The organism is Wolbachia endosymbiont (group A) of Anoplius nigerrimus (assembly GCF_947251795.1).
Classification (GTDB): Bacteria; Pseudomonadota; Alphaproteobacteria; order Rickettsiales; family Anaplasmataceae; genus Wolbachia.
Genome location: NZ_OX366385.1, coordinates 462,492 through 481,560, shown reverse-complemented (window position 1 = coordinate 481,560; position 19,069 = coordinate 462,492). Strand labels below are relative to the sequence as shown.

32 protein-coding genes and 2 tRNA genes are annotated in these 19,069 nt (G+C 34.6%); all 34 read right to left on the bottom strand.

The features are described 5' to 3' along the window. Nucleotides 1-4: 4 nt before the first annotated feature. Entirely contained in the window at nt 5-499 is a 495-nt protein-coding gene (gene greA / locus OPR26_RS02590; protein ID WP_265016145.1) for a transcription elongation factor GreA, read from the bottom strand. 9 nt (nt 500-508) lie between these two features. After that, complete coding sequence (gene atpA, locus OPR26_RS02585; RefSeq protein WP_265016144.1) at nt 509-2,050, bottom strand: F0F1 ATP synthase subunit alpha; 1,542 nt, start codon at nt 2,048-2,050, stop codon at nt 509-511. Continuing rightward, nucleotides 2,047-2,607 (bottom strand): ATP synthase F1 subunit delta, encoded by a 561-nt coding sequence (atpH, locus tag OPR26_RS02580; RefSeq protein ID WP_265016143.1) that lies wholly within the window; start codon nt 2,605-2,607, stop codon nt 2,047-2,049. Before atpH ends, atpA begins: the two co-directional genes overlap by 4 nt. 41 nt (nt 2,608-2,648) lie before the next feature. Then, nucleotides 2,649-2,999 (bottom strand): YraN family protein, encoded by a 351-nt coding sequence (locus tag OPR26_RS02575; protein ID WP_012673177.1) that lies wholly within the window; start codon nt 2,997-2,999, stop codon nt 2,649-2,651. Between the two features lie 23 nt (nt 3,000-3,022). Next, the gene (gene rplQ / locus OPR26_RS02570; protein WP_265016142.1) at nt 3,023-3,451 is read right to left on the bottom strand and encodes a 50S ribosomal protein L17; all 429 of its coding nucleotides are present in this window, start codon (nt 3,449-3,451) and stop codon (nt 3,023-3,025) included. 7 nt (nt 3,452-3,458) lie between these two features. After that, complete coding sequence (locus OPR26_RS02565) at nt 3,459-4,526, bottom strand: DNA-directed RNA polymerase subunit alpha (protein WP_253302663.1); 1,068 nt, start codon at nt 4,524-4,526, stop codon at nt 3,459-3,461. 21 nt (nt 4,527-4,547) lie between these two features. Next, nucleotides 4,548-4,934, bottom strand: coding sequence for a 30S ribosomal protein S11 (gene rpsK / locus OPR26_RS02560; RefSeq protein ID WP_264732204.1), 387 nt, complete (start codon nt 4,932-4,934; stop codon nt 4,548-4,550). Nucleotides 4,935-4,958: 24 nt separating this feature from the next. Further along, a complete protein-coding gene (gene rpsM / locus OPR26_RS02555) occupies nt 4,959-5,327 on the bottom strand; it encodes a 30S ribosomal protein S13 (protein ID WP_007550179.1) in 369 nt (122 codons plus the stop codon). A gap of 59 nt (nt 5,328-5,386) precedes the next feature. Further along, on the bottom strand, nt 5,387-6,028 hold the full coding sequence (locus OPR26_RS02550; protein ID WP_265016141.1) for an adenylate kinase family protein: 642 nt from the start codon (nt 6,026-6,028) through the stop codon (nt 5,387-5,389). Then, complete coding sequence (secY, locus tag OPR26_RS02545; RefSeq protein ID WP_265016140.1) at nt 6,025-7,353, bottom strand: preprotein translocase subunit SecY; 1,329 nt, start codon at nt 7,351-7,353, stop codon at nt 6,025-6,027. Before secY ends, OPR26_RS02550 begins: the two co-directional genes overlap by 4 nt. A 3-nt stretch (nt 7,354-7,356) precedes the next feature. Then, complete coding sequence (rplO, locus tag OPR26_RS02540) at nt 7,357-7,827, bottom strand: 50S ribosomal protein L15 (RefSeq protein WP_096616812.1); 471 nt, start codon at nt 7,825-7,827, stop codon at nt 7,357-7,359. A 3-nt stretch (nt 7,828-7,830) separates the two neighbouring features. Continuing rightward, nucleotides 7,831-8,343: a 30S ribosomal protein S5 gene (gene rpsE, locus OPR26_RS02535; RefSeq protein ID WP_265016139.1), complete on the bottom strand. Its 513-nt coding sequence runs from the start codon at nt 8,341-8,343 to the stop codon at nt 7,831-7,833. Nucleotides 8,344-8,355: 12 nt separating this feature from the next. Next, nucleotides 8,356-8,727 carry a 50S ribosomal protein L18 gene (rplR, locus tag OPR26_RS02530; protein WP_265016138.1) on the bottom strand — a complete coding sequence of 124 codons (372 nt, stop codon included), beginning with the start codon at nt 8,725-8,727 and terminating at the stop codon, nt 8,356-8,358. Between the two features lie 5 nt (nt 8,728-8,732). Further along, on the bottom strand, nt 8,733-9,278 hold the full coding sequence (rplF, locus tag OPR26_RS02525; RefSeq protein ID WP_265016137.1) for a 50S ribosomal protein L6: 546 nt from the start codon (nt 9,276-9,278) through the stop codon (nt 8,733-8,735). Between the two features lie 16 nt (nt 9,279-9,294). After that, nucleotides 9,295-9,690, bottom strand: a complete 396-nt coding sequence (gene rpsH, locus OPR26_RS02520; protein WP_265016136.1) for a 30S ribosomal protein S8 — start codon at nt 9,688-9,690, stop codon at nt 9,295-9,297. Nucleotides 9,691-9,711: 21 nt separating this feature from the next. Next, complete coding sequence (gene rpsN, locus OPR26_RS02515) at nt 9,712-10,020, bottom strand: 30S ribosomal protein S14 (RefSeq protein ID WP_064124653.1); 309 nt, start codon at nt 10,018-10,020, stop codon at nt 9,712-9,714. A gap of 16 nt (nt 10,021-10,036) precedes the next feature. Further along, a complete protein-coding gene (gene rplE / locus OPR26_RS02510) occupies nt 10,037-10,570 on the bottom strand; it encodes a 50S ribosomal protein L5 (RefSeq protein ID WP_010962750.1) in 534 nt (177 codons plus the stop codon). Nucleotides 10,571-10,576: 6 nt separating this feature from the next. Further along, nucleotides 10,577-10,894 (bottom strand): 50S ribosomal protein L24, encoded by a 318-nt coding sequence (gene rplX, locus OPR26_RS02505; protein ID WP_096616826.1) that lies wholly within the window; start codon nt 10,892-10,894, stop codon nt 10,577-10,579. Then, complete coding sequence (rplN, locus tag OPR26_RS02500; protein WP_006279348.1) at nt 10,894-11,253, bottom strand: 50S ribosomal protein L14; 360 nt, start codon at nt 11,251-11,253, stop codon at nt 10,894-10,896. The genes rplX and rplN overlap by 1 nt, the downstream gene beginning before the upstream one ends. A 13-nt stretch (nt 11,254-11,266) precedes the next feature. Next, on the bottom strand, nt 11,267-11,503 hold the full coding sequence (gene rpsQ, locus OPR26_RS02495; protein WP_182320424.1) for a 30S ribosomal protein S17: 237 nt from the start codon (nt 11,501-11,503) through the stop codon (nt 11,267-11,269). Further along, nucleotides 11,496-11,699, bottom strand: coding sequence for a 50S ribosomal protein L29 (rpmC, locus tag OPR26_RS02490; protein ID WP_265016135.1), 204 nt, complete (start codon nt 11,697-11,699; stop codon nt 11,496-11,498). Before rpmC ends, rpsQ begins: the two co-directional genes overlap by 8 nt. An 11-nt stretch (nt 11,700-11,710) precedes the next feature. Next, nucleotides 11,711-12,124 (bottom strand): 50S ribosomal protein L16, encoded by a 414-nt coding sequence (gene rplP / locus OPR26_RS02485; RefSeq protein ID WP_265016134.1) that lies wholly within the window; start codon nt 12,122-12,124, stop codon nt 11,711-11,713. Between the two features lie 11 nt (nt 12,125-12,135). Beyond that, nucleotides 12,136-12,750, bottom strand: a complete 615-nt coding sequence (gene rpsC / locus OPR26_RS02480; protein ID WP_253302673.1) for a 30S ribosomal protein S3 — start codon at nt 12,748-12,750, stop codon at nt 12,136-12,138. 39 nt (nt 12,751-12,789) lie between these two features. Then, entirely contained in the window at nt 12,790-13,140 is a 351-nt protein-coding gene (gene rplV, locus OPR26_RS02475) for a 50S ribosomal protein L22 (protein WP_096616838.1), read from the bottom strand. Nucleotides 13,141-13,145: 5 nt separating this feature from the next. Next, nucleotides 13,146-13,430, bottom strand: coding sequence for a 30S ribosomal protein S19 (rpsS, locus tag OPR26_RS02470; protein ID WP_006279181.1), 285 nt, complete (start codon nt 13,428-13,430; stop codon nt 13,146-13,148). A 3-nt stretch (nt 13,431-13,433) separates the two neighbouring features. After that, complete coding sequence (gene rplB, locus OPR26_RS02465) at nt 13,434-14,258, bottom strand: 50S ribosomal protein L2 (RefSeq protein WP_265016133.1); 825 nt, start codon at nt 14,256-14,258, stop codon at nt 13,434-13,436. A 1-nt stretch (nt 14,259) separates the two neighbouring features. Continuing rightward, entirely contained in the window at nt 14,260-14,547 is a 288-nt protein-coding gene (locus tag OPR26_RS02460) for a 50S ribosomal protein L23 (protein WP_064124642.1), read from the bottom strand. Then, nucleotides 14,544-15,158: a 50S ribosomal protein L4 gene (gene rplD / locus OPR26_RS02455; protein ID WP_253302675.1), complete on the bottom strand. Its 615-nt coding sequence runs from the start codon at nt 15,156-15,158 to the stop codon at nt 14,544-14,546. The genes OPR26_RS02460 and rplD overlap by 4 nt, the downstream gene beginning before the upstream one ends. A 2-nt stretch (nt 15,159-15,160) precedes the next feature. Further along, on the bottom strand, nt 15,161-15,883 hold the full coding sequence (rplC, locus tag OPR26_RS02450) for a 50S ribosomal protein L3 (RefSeq protein ID WP_265016132.1): 723 nt from the start codon (nt 15,881-15,883) through the stop codon (nt 15,161-15,163). A 9-nt stretch (nt 15,884-15,892) separates the two neighbouring features. Further along, nucleotides 15,893-16,213 (bottom strand): 30S ribosomal protein S10, encoded by a 321-nt coding sequence (rpsJ, locus tag OPR26_RS02445; protein WP_012673184.1) that lies wholly within the window; start codon nt 16,211-16,213, stop codon nt 15,893-15,895. A 14-nt stretch (nt 16,214-16,227) separates the two neighbouring features. Continuing rightward, complete coding sequence (gene tuf, locus OPR26_RS02440; RefSeq protein WP_264329094.1) at nt 16,228-17,400, bottom strand: elongation factor Tu; 1,173 nt, start codon at nt 17,398-17,400, stop codon at nt 16,228-16,230. A 78-nt stretch (nt 17,401-17,478) separates the two neighbouring features. Continuing rightward, a tRNA-Gly gene (locus tag OPR26_RS02435) sits at nt 17,479-17,549 on the bottom strand. Between the two features lie 4 nt (nt 17,550-17,553). Continuing rightward, nucleotides 17,554-17,636 (bottom strand) — tRNA-Tyr (locus tag OPR26_RS02430). A 114-nt stretch (nt 17,637-17,750) separates the two neighbouring features. Next, on the bottom strand, nt 17,751-18,950 hold the full coding sequence (gene carA / locus OPR26_RS02425) for a glutamine-hydrolyzing carbamoyl-phosphate synthase small subunit (RefSeq protein ID WP_265016131.1): 1,200 nt from the start codon (nt 18,948-18,950) through the stop codon (nt 17,751-17,753). Nucleotides 18,951-19,069 lie beyond the last annotated feature (119 nt).

Below are 19,069 nucleotides of genomic sequence, written 5' to 3'. Positions count from 1 at the left end.
TAATTTACTTAAATTCAATCTTAACTATTTTATACAATTTCTCTCCATTTGGCACTGTCACTTCCACATATTCACCGACTTTTTTGCCAATTAAGGCACTCCCAAGTGGTGAACTAGTAGATATTAACTGCTTTGAAACATCAGCTTCATATTCACCTACAACCTTATAAACATATTCCACTTCATTGTTATTATCACTTAACATGCTTAATGTCACAGTTGCACCAAACATTACTGAATCACCAGACAAATTTTTTACTTCTATTACTTCCGCATGTGAGAGCTTACTTTCTATCTCCATTATACGGCCTTCAATAAAACCTAACCTTTCCCGTGCTGCATGATACTCTGCGTTTTCAGACAAATCACCTTGATCACGAGCATCAGAAATAGCCTGTATCACAGAAGGTTTTTCTTCCTTTAATTTTTCAAGTTCGGCTTGCATATTCTCAAAACCTTCCCTCGTCATAGGAATTTTATTAATAATGGATGAAGCCATAATCACCACCTAAACGCAATTAAATTGAGTAACGAAATTACTCACAATGTTAAAAATATCACCTTTTATATCATCACTCATGTCATTTGACAACTTTTTTAAAACCCCAGGGTGCACAGTATGAAAATAATTAATAAGATCATGTTCAAATTTATTAATGTAACTTATTTGTATTTTACTTAACTGATTATATAGGTTAGAAAAAATATACATCAGCACTACTTGCTCTTCTATTGACATAGGTAAATGTTGTTTTTGCTTTAATAACTCGACAAGATATTTACCCTTATTCAAGGATAATTGAACACTAGCATCAAGATCAGAACCAAATTTTGCAAAATCTTCTAATTCTCTATACTGAGCTAAGCTTAGCTTTATAGAACCAGCAACTTTCTTCACAGACTTTAGTTGTGCAGCAGAACCAACCCGTGAAACTGACAAACCTATATTTACTGCAGGTCGAAATCCTTTATAAAATAATTCAGACTCAAGAAAGATCTGCCCATCGGTGATTGAAATAACATTTGTTGGCACATATGCAGATACATCACCAGCTTGAGTTTCGACAATTGGCAAAGCAGTTAAAGACCCCTGCCCTTTTTTATCAGACATTTTAGCAGCTCTTTCAAGCAAGCGAGAATGTACATAGAATATATCTCCAGGGTAAGCTTCACGACCAGGAGGACGTCTGAGCAATAAAGACATCTGCCTATATGCCACAGCATGCTTAGATAAATCATCATATATAATCAAACAATGCATTCCATTGTCACGAAAAAATTCCCCAATAGTGCAACCAGCATAAGGTGCTAAAAATTGCATAGGCGCGCAGTCAGATGCACTAGCCACAACTACAGTTGTATACTCTAATGCTCCGCTTTCTTTCAGCTTATTTACCACTTTTGCTACTGTTGAAATTTTTTGTCCAATAGCAACATAAACACAGTAAACTTTTTGATTTTCGTCTACTTCATCATTAATCTTCTTTTGATTTATAATAGTATCAAGCGCAATAGTAGTTTTACCAATTTGTCTATCGCCAATAATTAATTCACGCTGCCCTCTACCTATTGGAATTAGTAAATCTATAATTTTAATTCCTGTTTGCAGTGGCTCATGCACAGACTTACGATCAATAATGCCTGGCGCTTTAGATTCTATATCCATTCTGTTTTTGGCTCTAATTTCCCCACTGTCGTCTATAGGATGGCCCAACGCATTTACAACTCTCCCTAACAATTCATGCCCTACAGGCACCTGCACAACATCACCACTACATTTTACAACGTCCCCTTCTTTCACGTCACGGTCATTACCAAGCACAACTATTCCAGCCGTATCATGATCTAAATCAAGAACTATCCCTTCTACACCGCTTGCAAAAAATACCTTTTCACCGAATTTTGCTTTTTCCAGCCCATAAACCAATGCGATACCATCTGTTACTGAAATTACTTCACCTATATTTTCCCGCTTTATAGGATTATCAAACGTCTCAACCTTTTCTCTTATTATACTTGCTATCTCAGAAACATTCATACTGTTCTTCATATAAAATTCCTTACTTTTAATATTTCCATTTTACTTAAGTCAACTAACCTATCCAAGTAACTTTTTAGCGAAGCATCGATCAAATTAAAACCATACCTAACTACGAAGCCACCTAGTATAGAAGGGTCAACCACATTGCTTACTTTTATTATTTTACCAAGAAAGCTCAAAGATTCAGTAATTATTTTTATATCATATTCCTTTAAAGTTTCTGCTGACTTTATAGTAATTTCGAATTCATTTTCATTTTCTCTTGCAAGACTTAAGAATTTTTCTAATATAAGGATCAATAAACTAGAGCGTTTATTTGCAAATATAACCATAATAAATTTTACTAAATTCTCACTCAAGTTCTCATTTATAGAAAGCATCACTTCTTTTTTGTGTGCAAAAGAAATCATAGGATGAGATAGGTACACAAAAACATCACGTTGATCCTTAAAAAAAGCCAACAAAAATTCTACTTCTTTCCTTATAATACCTAACCTGCTTCCTGAGACATGAAACAGCACTCTAGCGTAAGATGAAACTAAATTATTGTATTGGGTCTTTTTCATATTAAATCCAGTAAATCTAAATTAATTCAGCTACAAATCTTTCATTCTTCAATCCAAGCATTTTTTATATAAACAGGTCTTCTCTTTAAGGAAAGAAAATATAAATCATATCTGACTGAATAATCTAAAAAACTAAGGTTTTTACTTAAGAAATACTTAGAAGAATTTATAATAGACTGACATTGAAGATGAGATATCGGTATTTCTTTTCCAAGTAAACTTGTTTTAACTTCTATAAAAATCAGCTCCTTTTTTTTAGATACAATTAAGTCAATTTCACCGAACTTACAACGGTAACGGCGTTTTATAACATTATACCATTTCAGTTTTAAATATACTAAAACTAATAACTCGCCAAAGTAACCTACAAAGTAGCGTAACCTACTTACCACAAGAAAAACAATTATGATAACAATTAACTTTGTGTAACTACTTTGCCTCCTTCTTTATTTTTACTATAAACCTTACCTCTTGCTGCAATATCCCTATCAACCAGTTCTATCACTGCCATTGAAGCGCAATCACCCTTTCGAGGGCTAAATTTTATTATTCTAGAATACCCACCTTTACGATCTTGATAACGGCTGGCTAAGACGTTTAATAACTTATCAACTGCTAACTTACTATTATGAAGGCGTGAAAGCAAAAGTCTTCTACCATGTAAAGTATTCTTATTCTTAGCAATTGTAATAAACTTTTCGACATATGGACGAAGTTCCTTAGCTTTTGGTAAAGTAGTTACAATCTGCTCATGGTTAATTAATGAGATAGATAGATTCCTTAACGTCGATAACCTATGTTCAGTGCAACGAGATAGTTTACGTTTTTTTATTCCATGTTTCATATATCACCTAATCTTCATCAGTATGTTGTTTAGCCAACTCATCTATATCCTTAGGCGGCCAGTTTAGCACAGTCATACCCAAAGACAAGCCAAAATTAGTCAAAACTGCCTTAATCTCATTCAAAGACTTTCTGCCAAAATTAGCAGTTCTTAACATTTCACCTTCTGTCTTTTGCACAAGATCACCTATATAAGTGATGTTTTCGTTTTTCAGACAGTTATGAGACCTGACAGATAATTCCATTTCATCTACCTTACGCAATAAGACAGGGTCATAACCCAAATCTTTAGCACCACTAGACGAAGAAACCTGCGATTTTTTATAACTTACATCAGAACTAATAAAGGGCTGAAGTTGCTCCTGTAATATTCTTGCAGCAGAGTCAACAGCTTGACTCGGAGAGATTGTACCATCAGTTTCAATTGACAATATCAGCTTATCCTTATCAGTCACTTGGCCAACACGACTATTCTCTACCCTGTACGAAACCCTGTTGACAGGGCTATACAAAGCATTAACTGGAATAAAACCAATTAAATCCTGTTCACTCATAAGCTTCAAAAGTTCATTTTCTTTATACTTAGTTACAGGAAGATAACCTTTTCCGCTAGCCACATATATGGTCATGTTAAGCTCTACATTTTGCCCCAGCGTACATATTAACAAATCTTTATTAACAATAGAGCATTGATCATCAGTTTCTATCATCCCAGCTAATACCTGGCAAGGCCCTTTAGCGTTTAAATTTAAGCATTTATTAGAAGCACCATTTAATTTACACCTCAACATGCCCATATTTAATACTATATCAGTTACGTCTTCTCTTACCCCTTGAATTGAAGTAAACTCATGAGTTACACCTTCAATTTTTATTCCATAAACAGCACTACCTTTAAGAGAAGATAATACTACACGTCTTAATGCATTACCTAATGTTAAAGCAAAACCACTTTCCAACGGTTCTAGCACTATATCACTTTTTTCACTTGAACCATCTGATATTACCTTAACTGAACTAGGTTTAATCAATTTATCTAAATTGCTACAGAGAGAAACATCATTATTATAATACATAAAACAACCTTTTTAAATATCCTATACTCTTCTTTTTTTTCTTAACCTGCACCCATTATGAGGAATTGCGGTTTTATCTGCAATTGAAGTCACAGTCAACCCACAACTCTGAAGTGCTTTAACCGCAGCTTCGGTACCAAAGCCAGGACCACGAATTATTACAGAGACAACCTTCATACCAAATCTCTCCATTGCATTCTTTGCAGCAGCCTCCGCAGCCTTACCTGCAGCATAAGGTGTGGATTTTCTCGAACCTGAAAAACCACATGCACCCACAGAAGTTTGACATAGCGTATTACCATGAACATCAGTTACATTTACAAAAGTATTATTAAAAGTTGCACGAATATGAACAACACCAGTAATAAACTCCTTTGTACTCTTACCAACCGTTTTGACTTTTTTCATTAAAACTCACAATAATAATAAATTTTATTTTTTCCCAGCAATAGGCAACCGAGATCTACCTTTACGAGTCTTAGCATTAGTATGAGTCCTTTGCCCTCTCACAGGTAAACCTTTTCTATGTCTCACTCCTCTATAGCATCCCATTTCCACTAAAGATTTTATGTTCATAGCCACTTCTTTTCTTAGCTCACCTTCTATAACATAATTTTGTCTAATGAAACTGCTGATCTTTTCTATATCTTCATCTCGTAATTCTGAAACACGTTTGCGCTTATCAACTTCGCAAGCGTGACAAATTACATTCGCAGTAGCAATACCTATACCATATATATAAGTTAATGCAAAAGGAACACATTTCCTCACTGGAATATTTATGCCTGCAATACGTGCCACTGGTACCTCGATACTTTATTAATAACAACTCTTAATTTATACCATAAAACAACTCAGAGTCAAACCAAATTACAAGAAATTTTACTTTCAATCTCTTGCGTTACCTCATCAACACTCAAATTAGCGTCAATTGTTAATAATTTGCCTTTATAATACTCGCGTAAACCTTTCATTTGAAGGTGATATTCACTTATTCTCTTATCAATTGCAGACATATCAGCATCATCAATTCTTTTCTCTAACCTCGTACTTTTACATTTAGCACAAGTAGTACTCTTAAAAGAAGATACACTATATATGCTTTTACAGTCCAAACACGCGAGACGATTTTTTAACCTATCGATTGCAATATTATCGTCAAGCTGCAGCTCAACTACAATGTCAACATCCCTATTATATTTTTCTTGCAAAACTTGAGTCAAAAAATGAGCCTGGTTTAAATTTCTCGGAAAACCATCTAATAAGCAATTATCATCCACTAATGCAAGCTGGTCACGTAATAATCCACATATAATTTCATCTTGAATTAAATTACCAGATTCCACGGTACCCTTTATTTTTTTACCTAACTCACTACTGCTAGATATAATATTCCTTAATAAATCCCCTACTGAAATTAATTTTAAATTATATTTTGCTATTAACAAGCTTGACTGAGTACCTTTACCAGAACCTGGAGGACCAAAAATCGTAATGATCATCTTACTTTCCTCGTTTTAGACTCATATTTCTTTATCCAGTTGTCGTACCTATTTGAAAAAATATAAGATTGTATTTGCATAATAGTATCAGTAATAACGTTCACTATAATCAGTAAGCTCGTCCCACCAAAAATAAATGGTATATCATAATAATATCTCATAACTTCAGGTACAGTACATATGACTACCAAATACGCAGAGCCAATGAATGTCAACTTAAAAACTATATCTTGAAGGTAATCAGAAGTATGTTTCCCAGGCCTTCTACCAGGTATAAAACCACCATTTTTTTTAAGAAAATCTGCGTTTTCCTCTGGATTAAATATAAAATTGGTATAGAAAAAATTAAAAAATACTATCAGCACCAAATAGGCTACAATATATACTACTTTATTTGCCATAAAGTAATTCAAAATAAAATCAGAAAAAGCGTACCCCTTATAGAAATTTGCAATTGAAATAGGTGTCAATAAAATTGCATTAGCAAAAATGGTTGGTACTACACCAGATAAATTAATCTTCAATGGAATGTAAGTAAAATCGTCATTATGTAATCTTTTAAATTGCTTTTTAGGATGTTGAACAATAACTTTTCTATAAGAAGACTCTACAAAAATGACTAAGAGTAGCAGCAAAAAAAACAATACCAAAACAAAAAGGATAATAAATAACGATACGCTACCGTTTTTATTTAACGTTAACAGAGATGACAAAGCGCTGTGTAACTCTGATATTATGCCCGTGAAAATGATCAATGAGATACCATTGCCTATACCGCTAGCGCTGATTCGTTCACCAAGCCATATTAAAAGCATAGTTCCACCTAAAAGGCTGAAAACACCTATTGTACGAAACATAACACCAGGTTCGATTACAACCAATACCCCTTCCCTATTCATCCCTTCCAATCCAACCAAAATTGGAATTGATTGAAATACACAAATTACTATGGTCAGATAGCGTATATAAGAATTCATCTTTCTACGGCCTGACTCTCCATCATTCTTAACTTCCTTCATTCCTTTAATCGCAGAAGAAAGTAACTGAATAATGATAGAAGCCATTATATATGGCATAACGTTCAATGCTAGAATTGTCATTCTAGCCAATGCACCACCAGAAAATAAATTAAATACTCCAAAGACGCCTGAGCCCTCTTTGGGAAATATATCATTAATTACATCAAGATTAATTCCAGGAATAGGCACATAAGTACCCAAGCGATAGCAAATTAAAGCTATTAGCGTAAAAAATATACGCTTTAATAAATCACCTTTATATAACAACGTAGGATCCAAGCTATTAAATGCAGATTTATTGCCCATGATTTACGATAGTATTTCCACACTACCACCAACTGAAGCTACAGATTTTTTTGCAGCTTCTGACGCAAAATCAACATGAAACACAAATTTTTCGCTCAACTTACCTTTATTAAGAAGTTTAATTTTATCCTTAATAGACTTTATAAAACCTAATCTATACAGCCTCTCCTTATCTATAACAGAGTCTTTCACTATTTTTTTAGCTTCCATTAAGCGCTGTATATCGCCAACATTAATTATAGAGTATATGTTCCTACGTATAGGCTTAAAACCTCTTTTAGGCAAACGAGTATATATAGACTGTTGTCCACCCTCAAAACCATTTATGGAAACTCCACTTCTAGCCTTCTGTCCTTTATGCCCTCTACCGGATGTTTTACCTTTACCACAACCGATACCTCTACCCAGCAACTTAGGCTTCTTTTTCTTAGATAACTTAGTAAATATAGAGTTTAATTTTACAGCATTATTCATACTTTACCTGTTTCCAACTATCTCGCTAATCTTTTTGCCTCTTTTGCTTGCTACCTGACGAGGAGATAACATACTATCAAAAGCCTTAAATACCGCACATATAACGTTATGAGGATTATTTGATCTAGTGGATTTAGCTACCACATCCTTTATACCTAACACCTCAAAAGCTGATCTAATCGCTCCACCAGCAATAATACCTGTTCCGGCTCTTGCGGTTCTTAAAACTATTTCACCAGAACAAAATTTAGCTTTAATATCATGATGCAAAGTTCTACCTTCACGCAAGTACACTCTAATCATCGATTTCTTTGCAGCATTTACAGCTTTGACTCTTGCTTCAGCAACTTCTGCGTGCTTACCTATTCCACATCCTACCCTACCCTTTTCATCGCCAACAACAACCAAAATTGAAAATGAAAATCTTCTACCACCTTTGGTAACCGTTGTCACTCTTCGTACCGAAACTAAAAGCTCTGATAAATCATTATTATTTTGTAAATTCTTTATAGCCATATTCAAAACCTTCTAAAATTCAAATCCAGAACTTCTTAAAGCCTCAGCAAATTGAGAAACTAATCCTGTATATTTATACGCTCCACGATCAAACGTAAGCTGCTGCTCTACTCTCATGCCAGACAGACGCTCAACCATTAAAAAAGAAACCTGTTTTATAGTTTCAGCGTTGACTTTCCCTTTACATACATCCTTAATTTTAGCATCCAAAGTAGAAGCCGAAGTGAGAGTTACCCCTTTTACATCATTAATTAACTGGACATAAAAATGCCTATTAGATTTAAATATGGATATACGTAAACGTTCAGCGCTCTTGTCAAGCTTCGCTCTATTACGTAACTTCCTTTTTTCAGAATTACTTAAAAAATTATACGATCTTTTCATTTTAATTACTTCTTTTTACTTACAACCTTACGCAGCATAAATTTGCCTTTTACTACAACACCCTTACCTTTATAAGGATCGTACTTCCTAATCCTGCATATATCAGATGCCACCATATAGACTTTTTGCTTATCCATACCACTAACTACTAAGTGAGTTGGCTTTATGCACTTAATCTCAACATCTTTAGGCACTTTATATTTAACATTATGGCTATAACCAAGATACAAAGTCAAATACTTACCATCACACTCTGCCTTATATCCCACACCGTTAATCTCAAGATTAACAGAAAAACCATCAACCATGCCGTTAATGATATTATTAATATTACTCCTATAAGTGCCCCACATAGGCTTTATTTCATCATAATCATCTTTATCTTGATCCACAGAAAGGAGTAGCTGATTATCAACAATCCGGCACACAACATCACTGATTAAGCTAACTTCTTTTTCAGCCTTAGCGCTCTTTATTAACATCCTACCATTATTATATTCAACTGAAACACCAGCAGGAATATTGATAGGAGCAGCACCTATACGAGACATGAATTTCTCCTATTATTTAAAACACACGACACAAAACTTCTCCACCAACCTTTAACATATGTGCATTATAATCAGTCATCACTCCTTTGGGTGTCGATATAATAAAAATACCAAGACCATTATATGCTTTAGAAATGTCCTTATACTTAGAATAACGACGACAACCAGGCTTTGACACCCTAACTATGTCACTAATTACAGGTGACTTCTCATAATACTTCAATTTTACAATGAAAGAAGGTAAATTATCTACAACTTGCTTTTCATAATCAAGGATATACCCTTCATCTTTTAAAATCTTCAGTATAGAAGAATTCACTTTAGAAAACAACACTCTTGTTGTTCTATGCATTGCCAATTGAGCATTACGTATCCTTGTTAAAAAATCACCAATACTATCAGATAACGCCACAATATACTCCTTATATTATATTTACCAACTAGACTTTGTAACTCCTGGAACTTGCCCAAAAGAACATAAATCACGCAAAACAATTCTACATAAACCAAATTTTCTATATACTCCTCTTGGTCTCCCAGTTAAAGCACACCTATTTCTAATTTTGGTCTTAGAAGAATTTCTAGGCAATTTTTTAATTAATTTATTTTGAGCTGTAAACCTTTCTACAATAGACAAATTCTTATTATTTATTATAGATTTCAATTTTTCTCTTTTTTCTTTATATTGATCGCACAGCTTTATTCTGCGAAGATTTCTTTCTATCATAGATTTTTTTGCCATATATTTCTCCTCTCAATTAATCAAAAAAAGGAAATTTAAGAGCCAGTAATAATTCCTTTGCTTCCTTATCACTAACTGCACTTGTTATAATATTAATATCCATACCTCTAATTTTACTTATTTTATCATAGTCTATTTCTAAAAACGAGATATGTTCCTTTATACCAAAGGAAAAATTACCATTACCGTCAAATTGCTTCACACTAAACCCTCTAAAATCTTTTTCCCTTGGCAAAGCAATATATATCAATCTTTCTAAAAACTCATACATTTTATCTCTACGCAAAGTTACTTTGCAACCTACTGTAGCACCTTTTCTGATCTTGAAGCCAGAAATAGATTTTTTTGCAAAAGTTGATAAAGGCTTCTGCCCAGCAATCAAATATAGGCTATCAAGTGGTTCATTTATTGCTTTACTATCTGTAGCAGCATCTCCAACGCCCATATTGATACACACCTTGACAAGTTTAGGCACTTGCATTATATTGCCGTAATTAAACTTATCCTTTAAGGACTTTACTATGCTATCTTTATACAATTCTTTAAACATATCAACCTAATCTATCACTTCTCCAGAAACTTTTGCAAAACGCACTTTTCTACCGTCTATAACCTTAAACCCCACTCTAGTTGGAGTTTTATATTTAGGGTCCAATGTTGCAACGTTGGATATATCAATAGCTAACTCTTTATTTAATATACCACCACTACTACCAGCTTTTGGTTTAGTGTGTCTCTTATGTACATTTACCCCAGAAACAATTATTTTCTTTTTAGCATCACATGCCACAACTTTAATCACTTTACCAATTTTTCCCTTATCTCTACCAGTTAAAACTATAACGTCGTCACCACTTTTTATTTTAGCACTCATTATAAAACCTCAACAGCTAATGACATTATCTTCATAAAAGAACCAGATGATAACTTTTTTACCGGACCAAATACCCGAGTGCCAAGTGGTTCACCTTGATCGTTAATCAAAACTACAGCATTGCTAGAAAAACGAATTACAGAACCATCAGATTTTCTAATAGGGCTTTTCACCCTCACCACAACTGCTCTATATACTTTTCCCTTCTCAACCTTCCCTCTTGGAGTAATAGATTTAGTAGATACAATAACTGTGTCACCTATAGATGCAGACTTTCTACCACCTAATAAACCAATACAAAGTACTGCACGCGCACCAGAATTATCAGCTACTTCCAACAATGTATTTTTTTGAATCATATAAATATCCTATTCAATGTGAGCTATTAACAACAACCCATTTTTTAGTAGTAGAAATAGGCTTGTGTTCTTGTATTAAAACCTTGTCCCCTTCTTTACAACTATTATTCTCATCATGTGCTGTATACTTCTTGTATTTTTTTATAACCTTTTTATACAGCTCATCCTTATACACTTGTAATACCGAAACCTTTACAGTCTTATCACACTTAGCCTTAGTTACAGTACCACAAAAAACCTTCTTAGGCATTCTTTTCCTCCCCTTTTCTTTCATTTAATGCAGTTAGAATACGAGCTATGCTCTTTTTTATCAAACCAAAACGCGAAATATTGTTGCACTGGCCTAACTTTTTTTGAAAAACCAAATTAACAAACTCTTTTCTCAAATTTACAAGAATTGCATGCAATTCTTGTGAGGATTTTGACCTAATGTCAGCTATATCCATTGCAACTCCATTTAATTATGATTAGATACAAATTTACACTTCATAGGAAGCTTAGCGGTTGCCTTTTCAAGCGCCAATTTTGCTAAATGCATGGGAACATCACTGCTAATTTCAAACAACATTCTACCGGGCTTAGCTTTAAACACCCAGAATTCAACACTACCTTTCCCTTTACCCATACGCACATCTGCTGGCTTTTTACTAACAGGGGTATCAGGAAAAATTCTTATCCACACTTTACCAGAGCGTTTTAATGTTCTAGATATTACACGCCTTGCAGTTTCAATATGCTTAGACTGAATTCTACCTGCTTCTACAGCTTTTAAGCCATAATCTCCAAAAGATAATGTGCTACCACCTTTTGTATTACCCTTAATTCGCCCCTTAAATACCTTCTTATATTTACTCTTTTTGGGAACAAACATCTCAATATACCTTAATTACCAATATAAACCCAAACCTTAACCCCTATAATACCATATATAGTTTTTGCTTCACAAAAAGCATAATCTATATTAGCACGTAAAGTGTGCAAAGGCAAACGACCTTCTTTATACCATTCAGTACGAGCTATCTCAGCTCCGCCAAGGCGCCCAGAACAACTTACTTTAATACCTCTAGCACCCATCCTCAAACAACTTTGAATAGCTTTTTTCATCGCTCTTCTAAATGAAACCCTTTTTTCTAACTGCTGTGCAATGCTGTTTGATATTAAAACTGCATCTATTTCAGACCTTTTAACCCCTACTACATTCACTTCCACATTATTTTTTACTTTTTCAGCTATTTTTTGCTTTATCTTCTCAATATCTGAGCCTTTCTTACCTATTATCACTCCAGGTCTAGAAGAATGTATTATTACAGACACCAAATCGATTGTACGCTCTATAATTACTTTAGAAACACCAGCATGCTTAAAAGATTCATTTATATAACTGCGAATAGATAAATCTTGATGCAACCCTTGTTTATAACCCTTCTCAGCATACCAAACAGATGACCAAGTATTAATTATTTTTAACCTAAATCCTTTAGGATTAACGTTTCCCATACTTTTGCACTTTCCTTATTAATTTTCTATTTTTATGAATCATATAATTTCCCCCAATTTTACAGTTATATTACTATAACGTTTACTAACTCTATTAGCTCTACCCATAGCTTTTGGACATACCCTACGCAAAGTAAGAGACTTACCTATTGAAATTTCTTTTATATATAAATTATCGATGTCCAATCCATAATTATATTGAGCATTAGCAATCGCAGAATTTAATACCTTCCTTATAAGACCCGCAGCTTTTTTTTCGCAAAATCTTAATTGCACGGTGGCAAAAGAAACTTTTTTATTACGTACTAAACCAGCAACCAAATTCAATTTACGAGGAGTTGATTTTAAAACCCTAGAACCAGCTTTAACTATTACATCTCTGTTTTTCATATCAATTACCTTCTTGTCGCCTTTTTATCACCACTATGCCCAGTAAATTTACGAGTGGGCGAAAATTCACCAAACTTATGACCTATCATATTCTGATCATTAACATTAACAGGAATGTAATCCTTACCATTATAAACAGCAAACTTTAAACCTAAACAATTAGGAAGAATTACAGAAGCCCTAGAATGAACTTTTATAGCCATGTTAACAAACCCCTTGTTTAAAGCATTATTCACCGACTTTAATATAGAAGGATGACAAAAAGGAGGCTTCCACGCAGATCTACTCATAAACTAACCTTTCAATTGTTTTATATACTTATCACTAGATTTATTTTTCCTCCGAGTTTTCTTTCCTTTTGTTGCAACACCCCAAGGAGTAACAGGATGACGACCACCAGAGGTTTTTCCTTCCCCACCTCCATGAGGATGGTCAACCGGATTCATCGCAACCCCACGCACAGTAGGTCTAATTCCAAGCCACCTACTTCTCCCAGCTTTACCCAGCTTTCTATTCTTATGGTCAGGGTTAGATACTACACCAATAGTAGCCTTGCAAGAAGATAAAATCAACCTAATTTGACCAGACCTGAGCCGTAATAAAACATATTGGCCATCACGACCAACGATTTGCGCATAACAACCAGCAGCTCTAGCAATCGCAGCACCATTACCTGGCTTCAGCTCAACATTATGAACGAAAGAACCAACAGGTATATACTTGAGTAGCAAACAATTACCTGGCAAAATATCAGCATCATTTCCAGTTGTAACAATATCACCAGGCTTCATACCTTGAGGAGCTAATATATAAGACTTAATATCATCTTCCTTATATGATATTAACGCTAAAAACCCACTTCTATTTGGATCATACTCTATTTTTTCAACTATACCCTGACCACTTCTATTACGCTTAAAATCTATAACTCTATACTTCTTTTTGTGACCACCACCCCTATGACGAGTTGTAATTCTACCATAATTATTTCTTCCACCACTGGACTTTTTACCGGATGTAAGAGACTTTTCTGGCTCATCTTTTGATAAACCAACTTTACTTACTAACACAGTCCCACGAGAAGACGGAGTAACAGGATTAAAAAATTTCATACCCATATTAAACGCTCATTATATCTAATTTTTGACCATCTATCAAAGAAAAATAAACTTTCTTTTTCTGTTTTTCACAACCAATCACACCCCTGAAACGCCTATATTTAGGCTTAATTCTAACAACATTTATAGAAGAAATTTTAACATCAAATAGAGACTCTATTGCCAACTTTATTTGACGCTTATTTACATTTACAAAAACATACAAAGAATATTTATTAAACTTCTCCCTCAAAAAAGAGGCCTTTTCTGTAATTATAGGAGATTTTATTATATTATTATATTTGATCATAACAATCTACCTTCAAGATGCTTTAAAGTATCCTTTGTCAACATCACGCATTCGTGATTCAATATATCAAAGACATTTAACCCAATAGGTTTGATTAAGTCTACATAATGCAAGTTTCTAACAGCACGCAACAAATCATCTCCATAATCACCAACTATCAAAAAGGAAGAAAATTTAAAATTTTTAATACATTTACACATTTCAGACGTTTTCTTCACATCAATATTTAAATTATCCAGAATAATTACTTGATTATTTAAATACTTTAGAGATAAAGCAATTTTTAAACCAAATTTGCGTACCTTCTTATTAAGAGAATAAGTATGACTCCTCACAACAGGGCCAAAAATAACCCCACCACCTCTAAATTGAGGAGATCGCAAGCTCCCTTGTCTTGCCCTACCGGTACGTTTTTGACCATAAGGTTTAGCTGTTGTACCAGAGACATCACTGATACCTTTTGTTTTATGAGTACCAGCTCTTCTCTTTGCTAATTGCCATCTCACTATATCATGCAAAACACTCAATTTTTGCTTAGCAGAAAATATCAAAGGATTGAGCTGAGCAGTACCTACATTATTATTAGATAGATTAACTAAATTACATTCCATAACTAACTTACCAAATTACTAGCATCATCATTTACATCTAACAGTAAACCCACCGGAAAAGGAACATCTTTATGTAAAGATTTTTTAACTGCATCTCTTACAAAAACATAGGAATTTTTAAACCCAGGAACATTATTACCCTTCACAGCAATTATACTATTTTCATGATCAATGGATAATATCTTCATATTTTGTGCAGTTATCCTGCTGTTACCTAAATGACCAGCCATTTTCTTTCCTTTGAATACTCTACCAGGATCCTGACATTGGCCAGTGGAACCTTGTGATCTGTGAGCAATAGAAACACCATGAGATGCCCCAAGCCCACTGAAATTATGCCGCTTCATCACACCAGCAAATCCTTTACCTATAGAATAACCCGTAATATCAAGATATTGACCAACCACAAAATGATTGATTCCCACTTTTTTACCACATTCTATTCCCGACAGGTCATTTAATCTACTTTCGTATAACTTACATTTATTATTTATACCCTTTTTCTTTAAATATTCCAACTGAGGTTTTGCTATATTTTTAAAATCTCCTGTGCCTAAAATGACTGAATTATAGTCACATTTATCTTGTCCTTTTATATCAACAATATGAGTTTCGCTGAGATGCAATAAAGTTACAGCCATGCGACTATTGTCAGAGTATATAGCAGTATGACCAATATTCGTCATTAATAAACCAATTCTCCTCAGTGAATTTATTCTCTTCATTTCCTTCTCCTAAACCTTAACTTCCTTGACTTTTAAATCCACTTCTACGCCAGCAGAAAAAGATAAACCTGTAAGCATCTGCATCATAGTAGGAGTAAGATCATGTAAAACAATCAAACGCCTAGAAGTTCTCATTTCAAACTGTTCACGAGATTTTTTATCAACGTGAGGAGATCTATTAACAATAAATTTAGAATCTTTTCTTGGCAACGCAATCGGACCAGATAATTTTGCACTGGACCGCTTTAATTCATCAACAAATTTTCGAACACATTCCTCCAATAAAGAACAATCGAAAGCCTTAATGTTAATATATATATCTTGCTTCATCTTAGTTACTACACTCACTCCAAAATTTCAGAAACAACACCAGAACCAACAGTTCTACCGCCTTCTCTTATCGCAAAACGTAATCCCTTATCCATTGCTATCGGTACTTGCAATTCTACTTCTACACTCACATTATCTCCTGGCATTACCATCTCCTTCCCATCTAGCAATTTTATGCTCCCAGTTACATCCGTTGTCCTTAAATAAAACTGTGGCTGGTAATTCGCAAAAAATGGTGTATGCCTTCCTCCTTCCTCTTTCTTTAATATATAAACCTCCGCCCTAAACTTTCTATGCGGCGTTATCGTCCCCGGTTTTGCTAATACTTGCCCTCTCTCCACTTCTTCTCTTTTTGTTCCTCTGAGCAATATTCCTACATTGAGTCCTGCACTCCCCTTATCCAGCAACTTCTTAAACATTTCTACACCTGTGCATATCGTCTTTTGCGTCGCTTTCAGACCTATTATCTCTATCTCTTCTCCCGTTTTTATCTCTCCCTTCTCTATCCTTCCTGTTACCACCGTTCCTCGCCCCGATATCGAAAATACATCCTCGATTGGCAATAAAAATGGTAAATCCACAGGCCTTGGTGGAACCGCCACATATTCATCTAACTTTTCCATCAATTTATCTATTGATTTCTTTCCATATTCGCTGCTGTCATCCTCCAGCGCTTTCAATGCAGACCCCACTACCACAGGCACTTCATCCCCTGGAAATCCGTATTTATTCAGCAATTCCCTCACTTCCATTTCTACCAAATCTATCATATCAGCATCAGCAACATCAGCTTTATTTATATACACCACGATATATCCAACACCTACTTGCTTCGCTAGTAATATATGCTCTCTCGTTTGTGGCATTGGCCCATCAACCCCCGACACTACCAATATCGCCGCATCCATCTGTGCTGCACCTACTATCATGTTCTTTACATAGTCAGCATGTCCAGGACAATCAACGTGTGCATAATGCCTTTTTTCCGTCTGATACTCAACATGCGCTGTTGCTATCGTTATCCCCCTCTTCCTTTCTTCTGGCGCTTTATCTATCTGATCGTACGCTACAAAATTTCCATAATGCTTCGTTATCGCCGCTGTTAACGTCGTCTTCCCATGATCCACATGTCCTATTGTTCCCACATTTACATGCGGCTTTCCAAATGCTTCCACTACTGCTGTCATAATTTAAACTTTTCTACCCAAAATACAAATACATCAATAAATAATATGTTGATTTTATAAAAATACAACAAAAAAAAGAGCGGATAGTGGGAATCGAACCCACGTCACTAGCTTGGAAGGCTAGAGCTCTACCATTGAGCTATACCCGCACAATGGAGGAGGTAGGATTCGAACCTACGTACGCTCACGCGGACAGATTTACAGTCTGTTACCTTTAACCACTCGGTCACTCCTCCACAAAAATTTGTTAAGAGAACGCTATTTTAGTATCTTAACTCAAGCTTTTATTGTATTTAATACTAAACGCCTAAAATTAAAAAATCAAGCAATAAAACCTACCCTGATTAAAATCATGCAGATTTCATTTTATACAACACAATATTGTCAATAAAACGTTTAAACAAATAATGCGAATCATGCGTACCTGGCGCTTCTTCTGGATGGTATTGCACAGAAAAGACTGAGTAATCCTTCATCATTATTCCCTCTACACTATTATCAAATAGAGAAATGTGAGTAATTTCAACATTACTTGGAAGAGAAGCTGAATCAACAACAAAACCATGATTTTGGCTAGTGATCTCAACTTTTCCACTAATTACATCATAAACTGGATGGTTACTCCCTCGGTGACCTATATCCATCTTGATGGTCTTTGCCCCCAAAGTAATCGCAAGTAATTGATGGCCCATGCATATGCCAAAAATTGGTATTTTAGATTTTATAATAATGTCTATTTCTGAAACTACACTTTCTCCTATTTCTTGCGGATCACCAGGACCATTTGAAAGTACTATACCATCTGGATTCATACTCAACACTTTTTGAGCGAAACCTGTGCTTGGTCTGATTAATTCAACTGTACAACCAAGTTCTATTAAGCGTGAAACTATACTGATTTTTACGCCAAAATCAACGATTACAACCCTATATTTTGCATTAAGGTCAATAGCTCTATCTGGTGTCATTCCAGTGCGTGACACTGGAATCCATATATTTTTTGCTGGATCCGAGTAGTCAGCTACTTGGATGACAAAATGCTCCGCTAGTCTATCATTTTCAAAACTGTTATTTAAGCTAACTTTATTGGTTATTTCTATCCCATTTACAGGTTTGTATTCCTTCAATTTGTCTAATGCATGCGCCTTACTCGATGAGCATATCATTCCATTTTGAGATCCATGTTCTCTCAAATGTCTCGTTAAAGCTCTAGTATCAATTCCTGATATCCCAATCACGTTATTTTTCTCTAACCAATCATTTAAACTGATATATGAAGAAGGGTGGGACATAGAAGAAAGTTCACGCATAACCACACCACTTGTAAAAATTTTCTTTCCTTCATTATCCTTATGGTTTATTCCAACGTTACCAATATGAGGAAAAGTGAACGTTATAATTTGATCAGCAAAAGAAGGATCAGTTATAGTATGCTGATAACCGGTCATACCAGTGGTAAAACAGACCTCACCTATGCACTTACCTTTTTTACCTATTGATTTTCCCCAAAAGCATTTACCATCTTGTAAAATTAAAACTGCGTCCTGCACTTCATTATCTATTTAACTGATTCAAAACAGTATACAAGAATTTCAAATAATACGTAACTCTTTCTAAAATTCCAAATTTAACCACGAAGCAGCAAAAAATAACATGAAAAACTTTTAAT

Coding starts and splice junctions, on each gene's coding strand:
- rplB (WP_265016133.1), bottom strand. CDS start 14,258: ATGGGTATGAAATTTTTTAATCCTGTTACTCCGTCTTCTCGTGGGACT.
- rplX (WP_096616826.1), bottom strand. CDS start 10,894: ATGAGTGCTAAAATAAAAAGTGGTGACGACGTTATAGTTTTAACTGGT.
- rpsJ (WP_012673184.1), bottom strand. CDS start 16,213: ATGAAGCAAGATATATATATTAACATTAAGGCTTTCGATTGTTCTTTA.
- rplR (WP_265016138.1), bottom strand. CDS start 8,727: ATGAAAAGATCGTATAATTTTTTAAGTAATTCTGAAAAAAGGAAGTTA.
- rplE (WP_010962750.1), bottom strand. CDS start 10,570: ATGTTTAAAGAATTGTATAAAGATAGCATAGTAAAGTCCTTAAAGGAT.
- tuf (WP_264329094.1), bottom strand. CDS start 17,400: ATGACAGCAGTAGTGGAAGCATTTGGAAAGCCGCATGTAAATGTGGGA.
- OPR26_RS02460 (WP_064124642.1), bottom strand. CDS start 14,547: ATGATCAAATATAATAATATAATAAAATCTCCTATAATTACAGAAAAG.
- secY (WP_265016140.1), bottom strand. CDS start 7,353: ATGGGCAATAAATCTGCATTTAATAGCTTGGATCCTACGTTGTTATAT.
- rplN (WP_006279348.1), bottom strand. CDS start 11,253: ATGATTCAAAAAAATACATTGTTGGAAGTAGCTGATAATTCTGGTGCG.
- atpH (WP_265016143.1), bottom strand. CDS start 2,607: ATGAAAAAGACCCAATACAATAATTTAGTTTCATCTTACGCTAGAGTG.
- OPR26_RS02550 (WP_265016141.1), bottom strand. CDS start 6,028: ATGATCATTACGATTTTTGGTCCTCCAGGTTCTGGTAAAGGTACTCAG.
- rpsS (WP_006279181.1), bottom strand. CDS start 13,430: ATGAGTAGATCTGCGTGGAAGCCTCCTTTTTGTCATCCTTCTATATTA.
- rplD (WP_253302675.1), bottom strand. CDS start 15,158: ATGGAATGTAATTTAGTTAATCTATCTAATAATAATGTAGGTACTGCT.
- rpmC (WP_265016135.1), bottom strand. CDS start 11,699: ATGGATATAGCTGACATTAGGTCAAAATCCTCACAAGAATTGCATGCA.
- rplV (WP_096616838.1), bottom strand. CDS start 13,140: ATGAAAAACAGAGATGTAATAGTTAAAGCTGGTTCTAGGGTTTTAAAA.
- rplO (WP_096616812.1), bottom strand. CDS start 7,827: ATGAATAATGCTGTAAAATTAAACTCTATATTTACTAAGTTATCTAAG.
- rpsN (WP_064124653.1), bottom strand. CDS start 10,020: ATGGCAAAAAAATCTATGATAGAAAGAAATCTTCGCAGAATAAAGCTG.
- OPR26_RS02565 (WP_253302663.1), bottom strand. CDS start 4,526: ATGTATTATAATAATGATGTTTCTCTCTGTAGCAATTTAGATAAATTG.
- rpsE (WP_265016139.1), bottom strand. CDS start 8,343: ATGGCTATAAAGAATTTACAAAATAATAATGATTTATCAGAGCTTTTA.
- rplP (WP_265016134.1), bottom strand. CDS start 12,124: ATGTTTGTTCCCAAAAAGAGTAAATATAAGAAGGTATTTAAGGGGCGA.
- rpsC (WP_253302673.1), bottom strand. CDS start 12,750: ATGGGAAACGTTAATCCTAAAGGATTTAGGTTAAAAATAATTAATACT.
- rplF (WP_265016137.1), bottom strand. CDS start 9,278: ATGTCTCGTATAGGTGCTGCTCCTATCAATATTCCTGCTGGTGTTTCA.
- rpsK (WP_264732204.1), bottom strand. CDS start 4,934: ATGAAAAAAGTCAAAACGGTTGGTAAGAGTACAAAGGAGTTTATTACT.
- greA (WP_265016145.1), bottom strand. CDS start 499: ATGGCTTCATCCATTATTAATAAAATTCCTATGACGAGGGAAGGTTTT.
- rplC (WP_265016132.1), bottom strand. CDS start 15,883: ATGAAGAGAATAAATTCACTGAGGAGAATTGGTTTATTAATGACGAAT.
- rplQ (WP_265016142.1), bottom strand. CDS start 3,451: ATGAAACATGGAATAAAAAAACGTAAACTATCTCGTTGCACTGAACAT.
- rpsQ (WP_182320424.1), bottom strand. CDS start 11,503: ATGCCTAAGAAGGTTTTTTGTGGTACTGTAACTAAGGCTAAGTGTGAT.
- atpA (WP_265016144.1), bottom strand. CDS start 2,050: ATGAAGAACAGTATGAATGTTTCTGAGATAGCAAGTATAATAAGAGAA.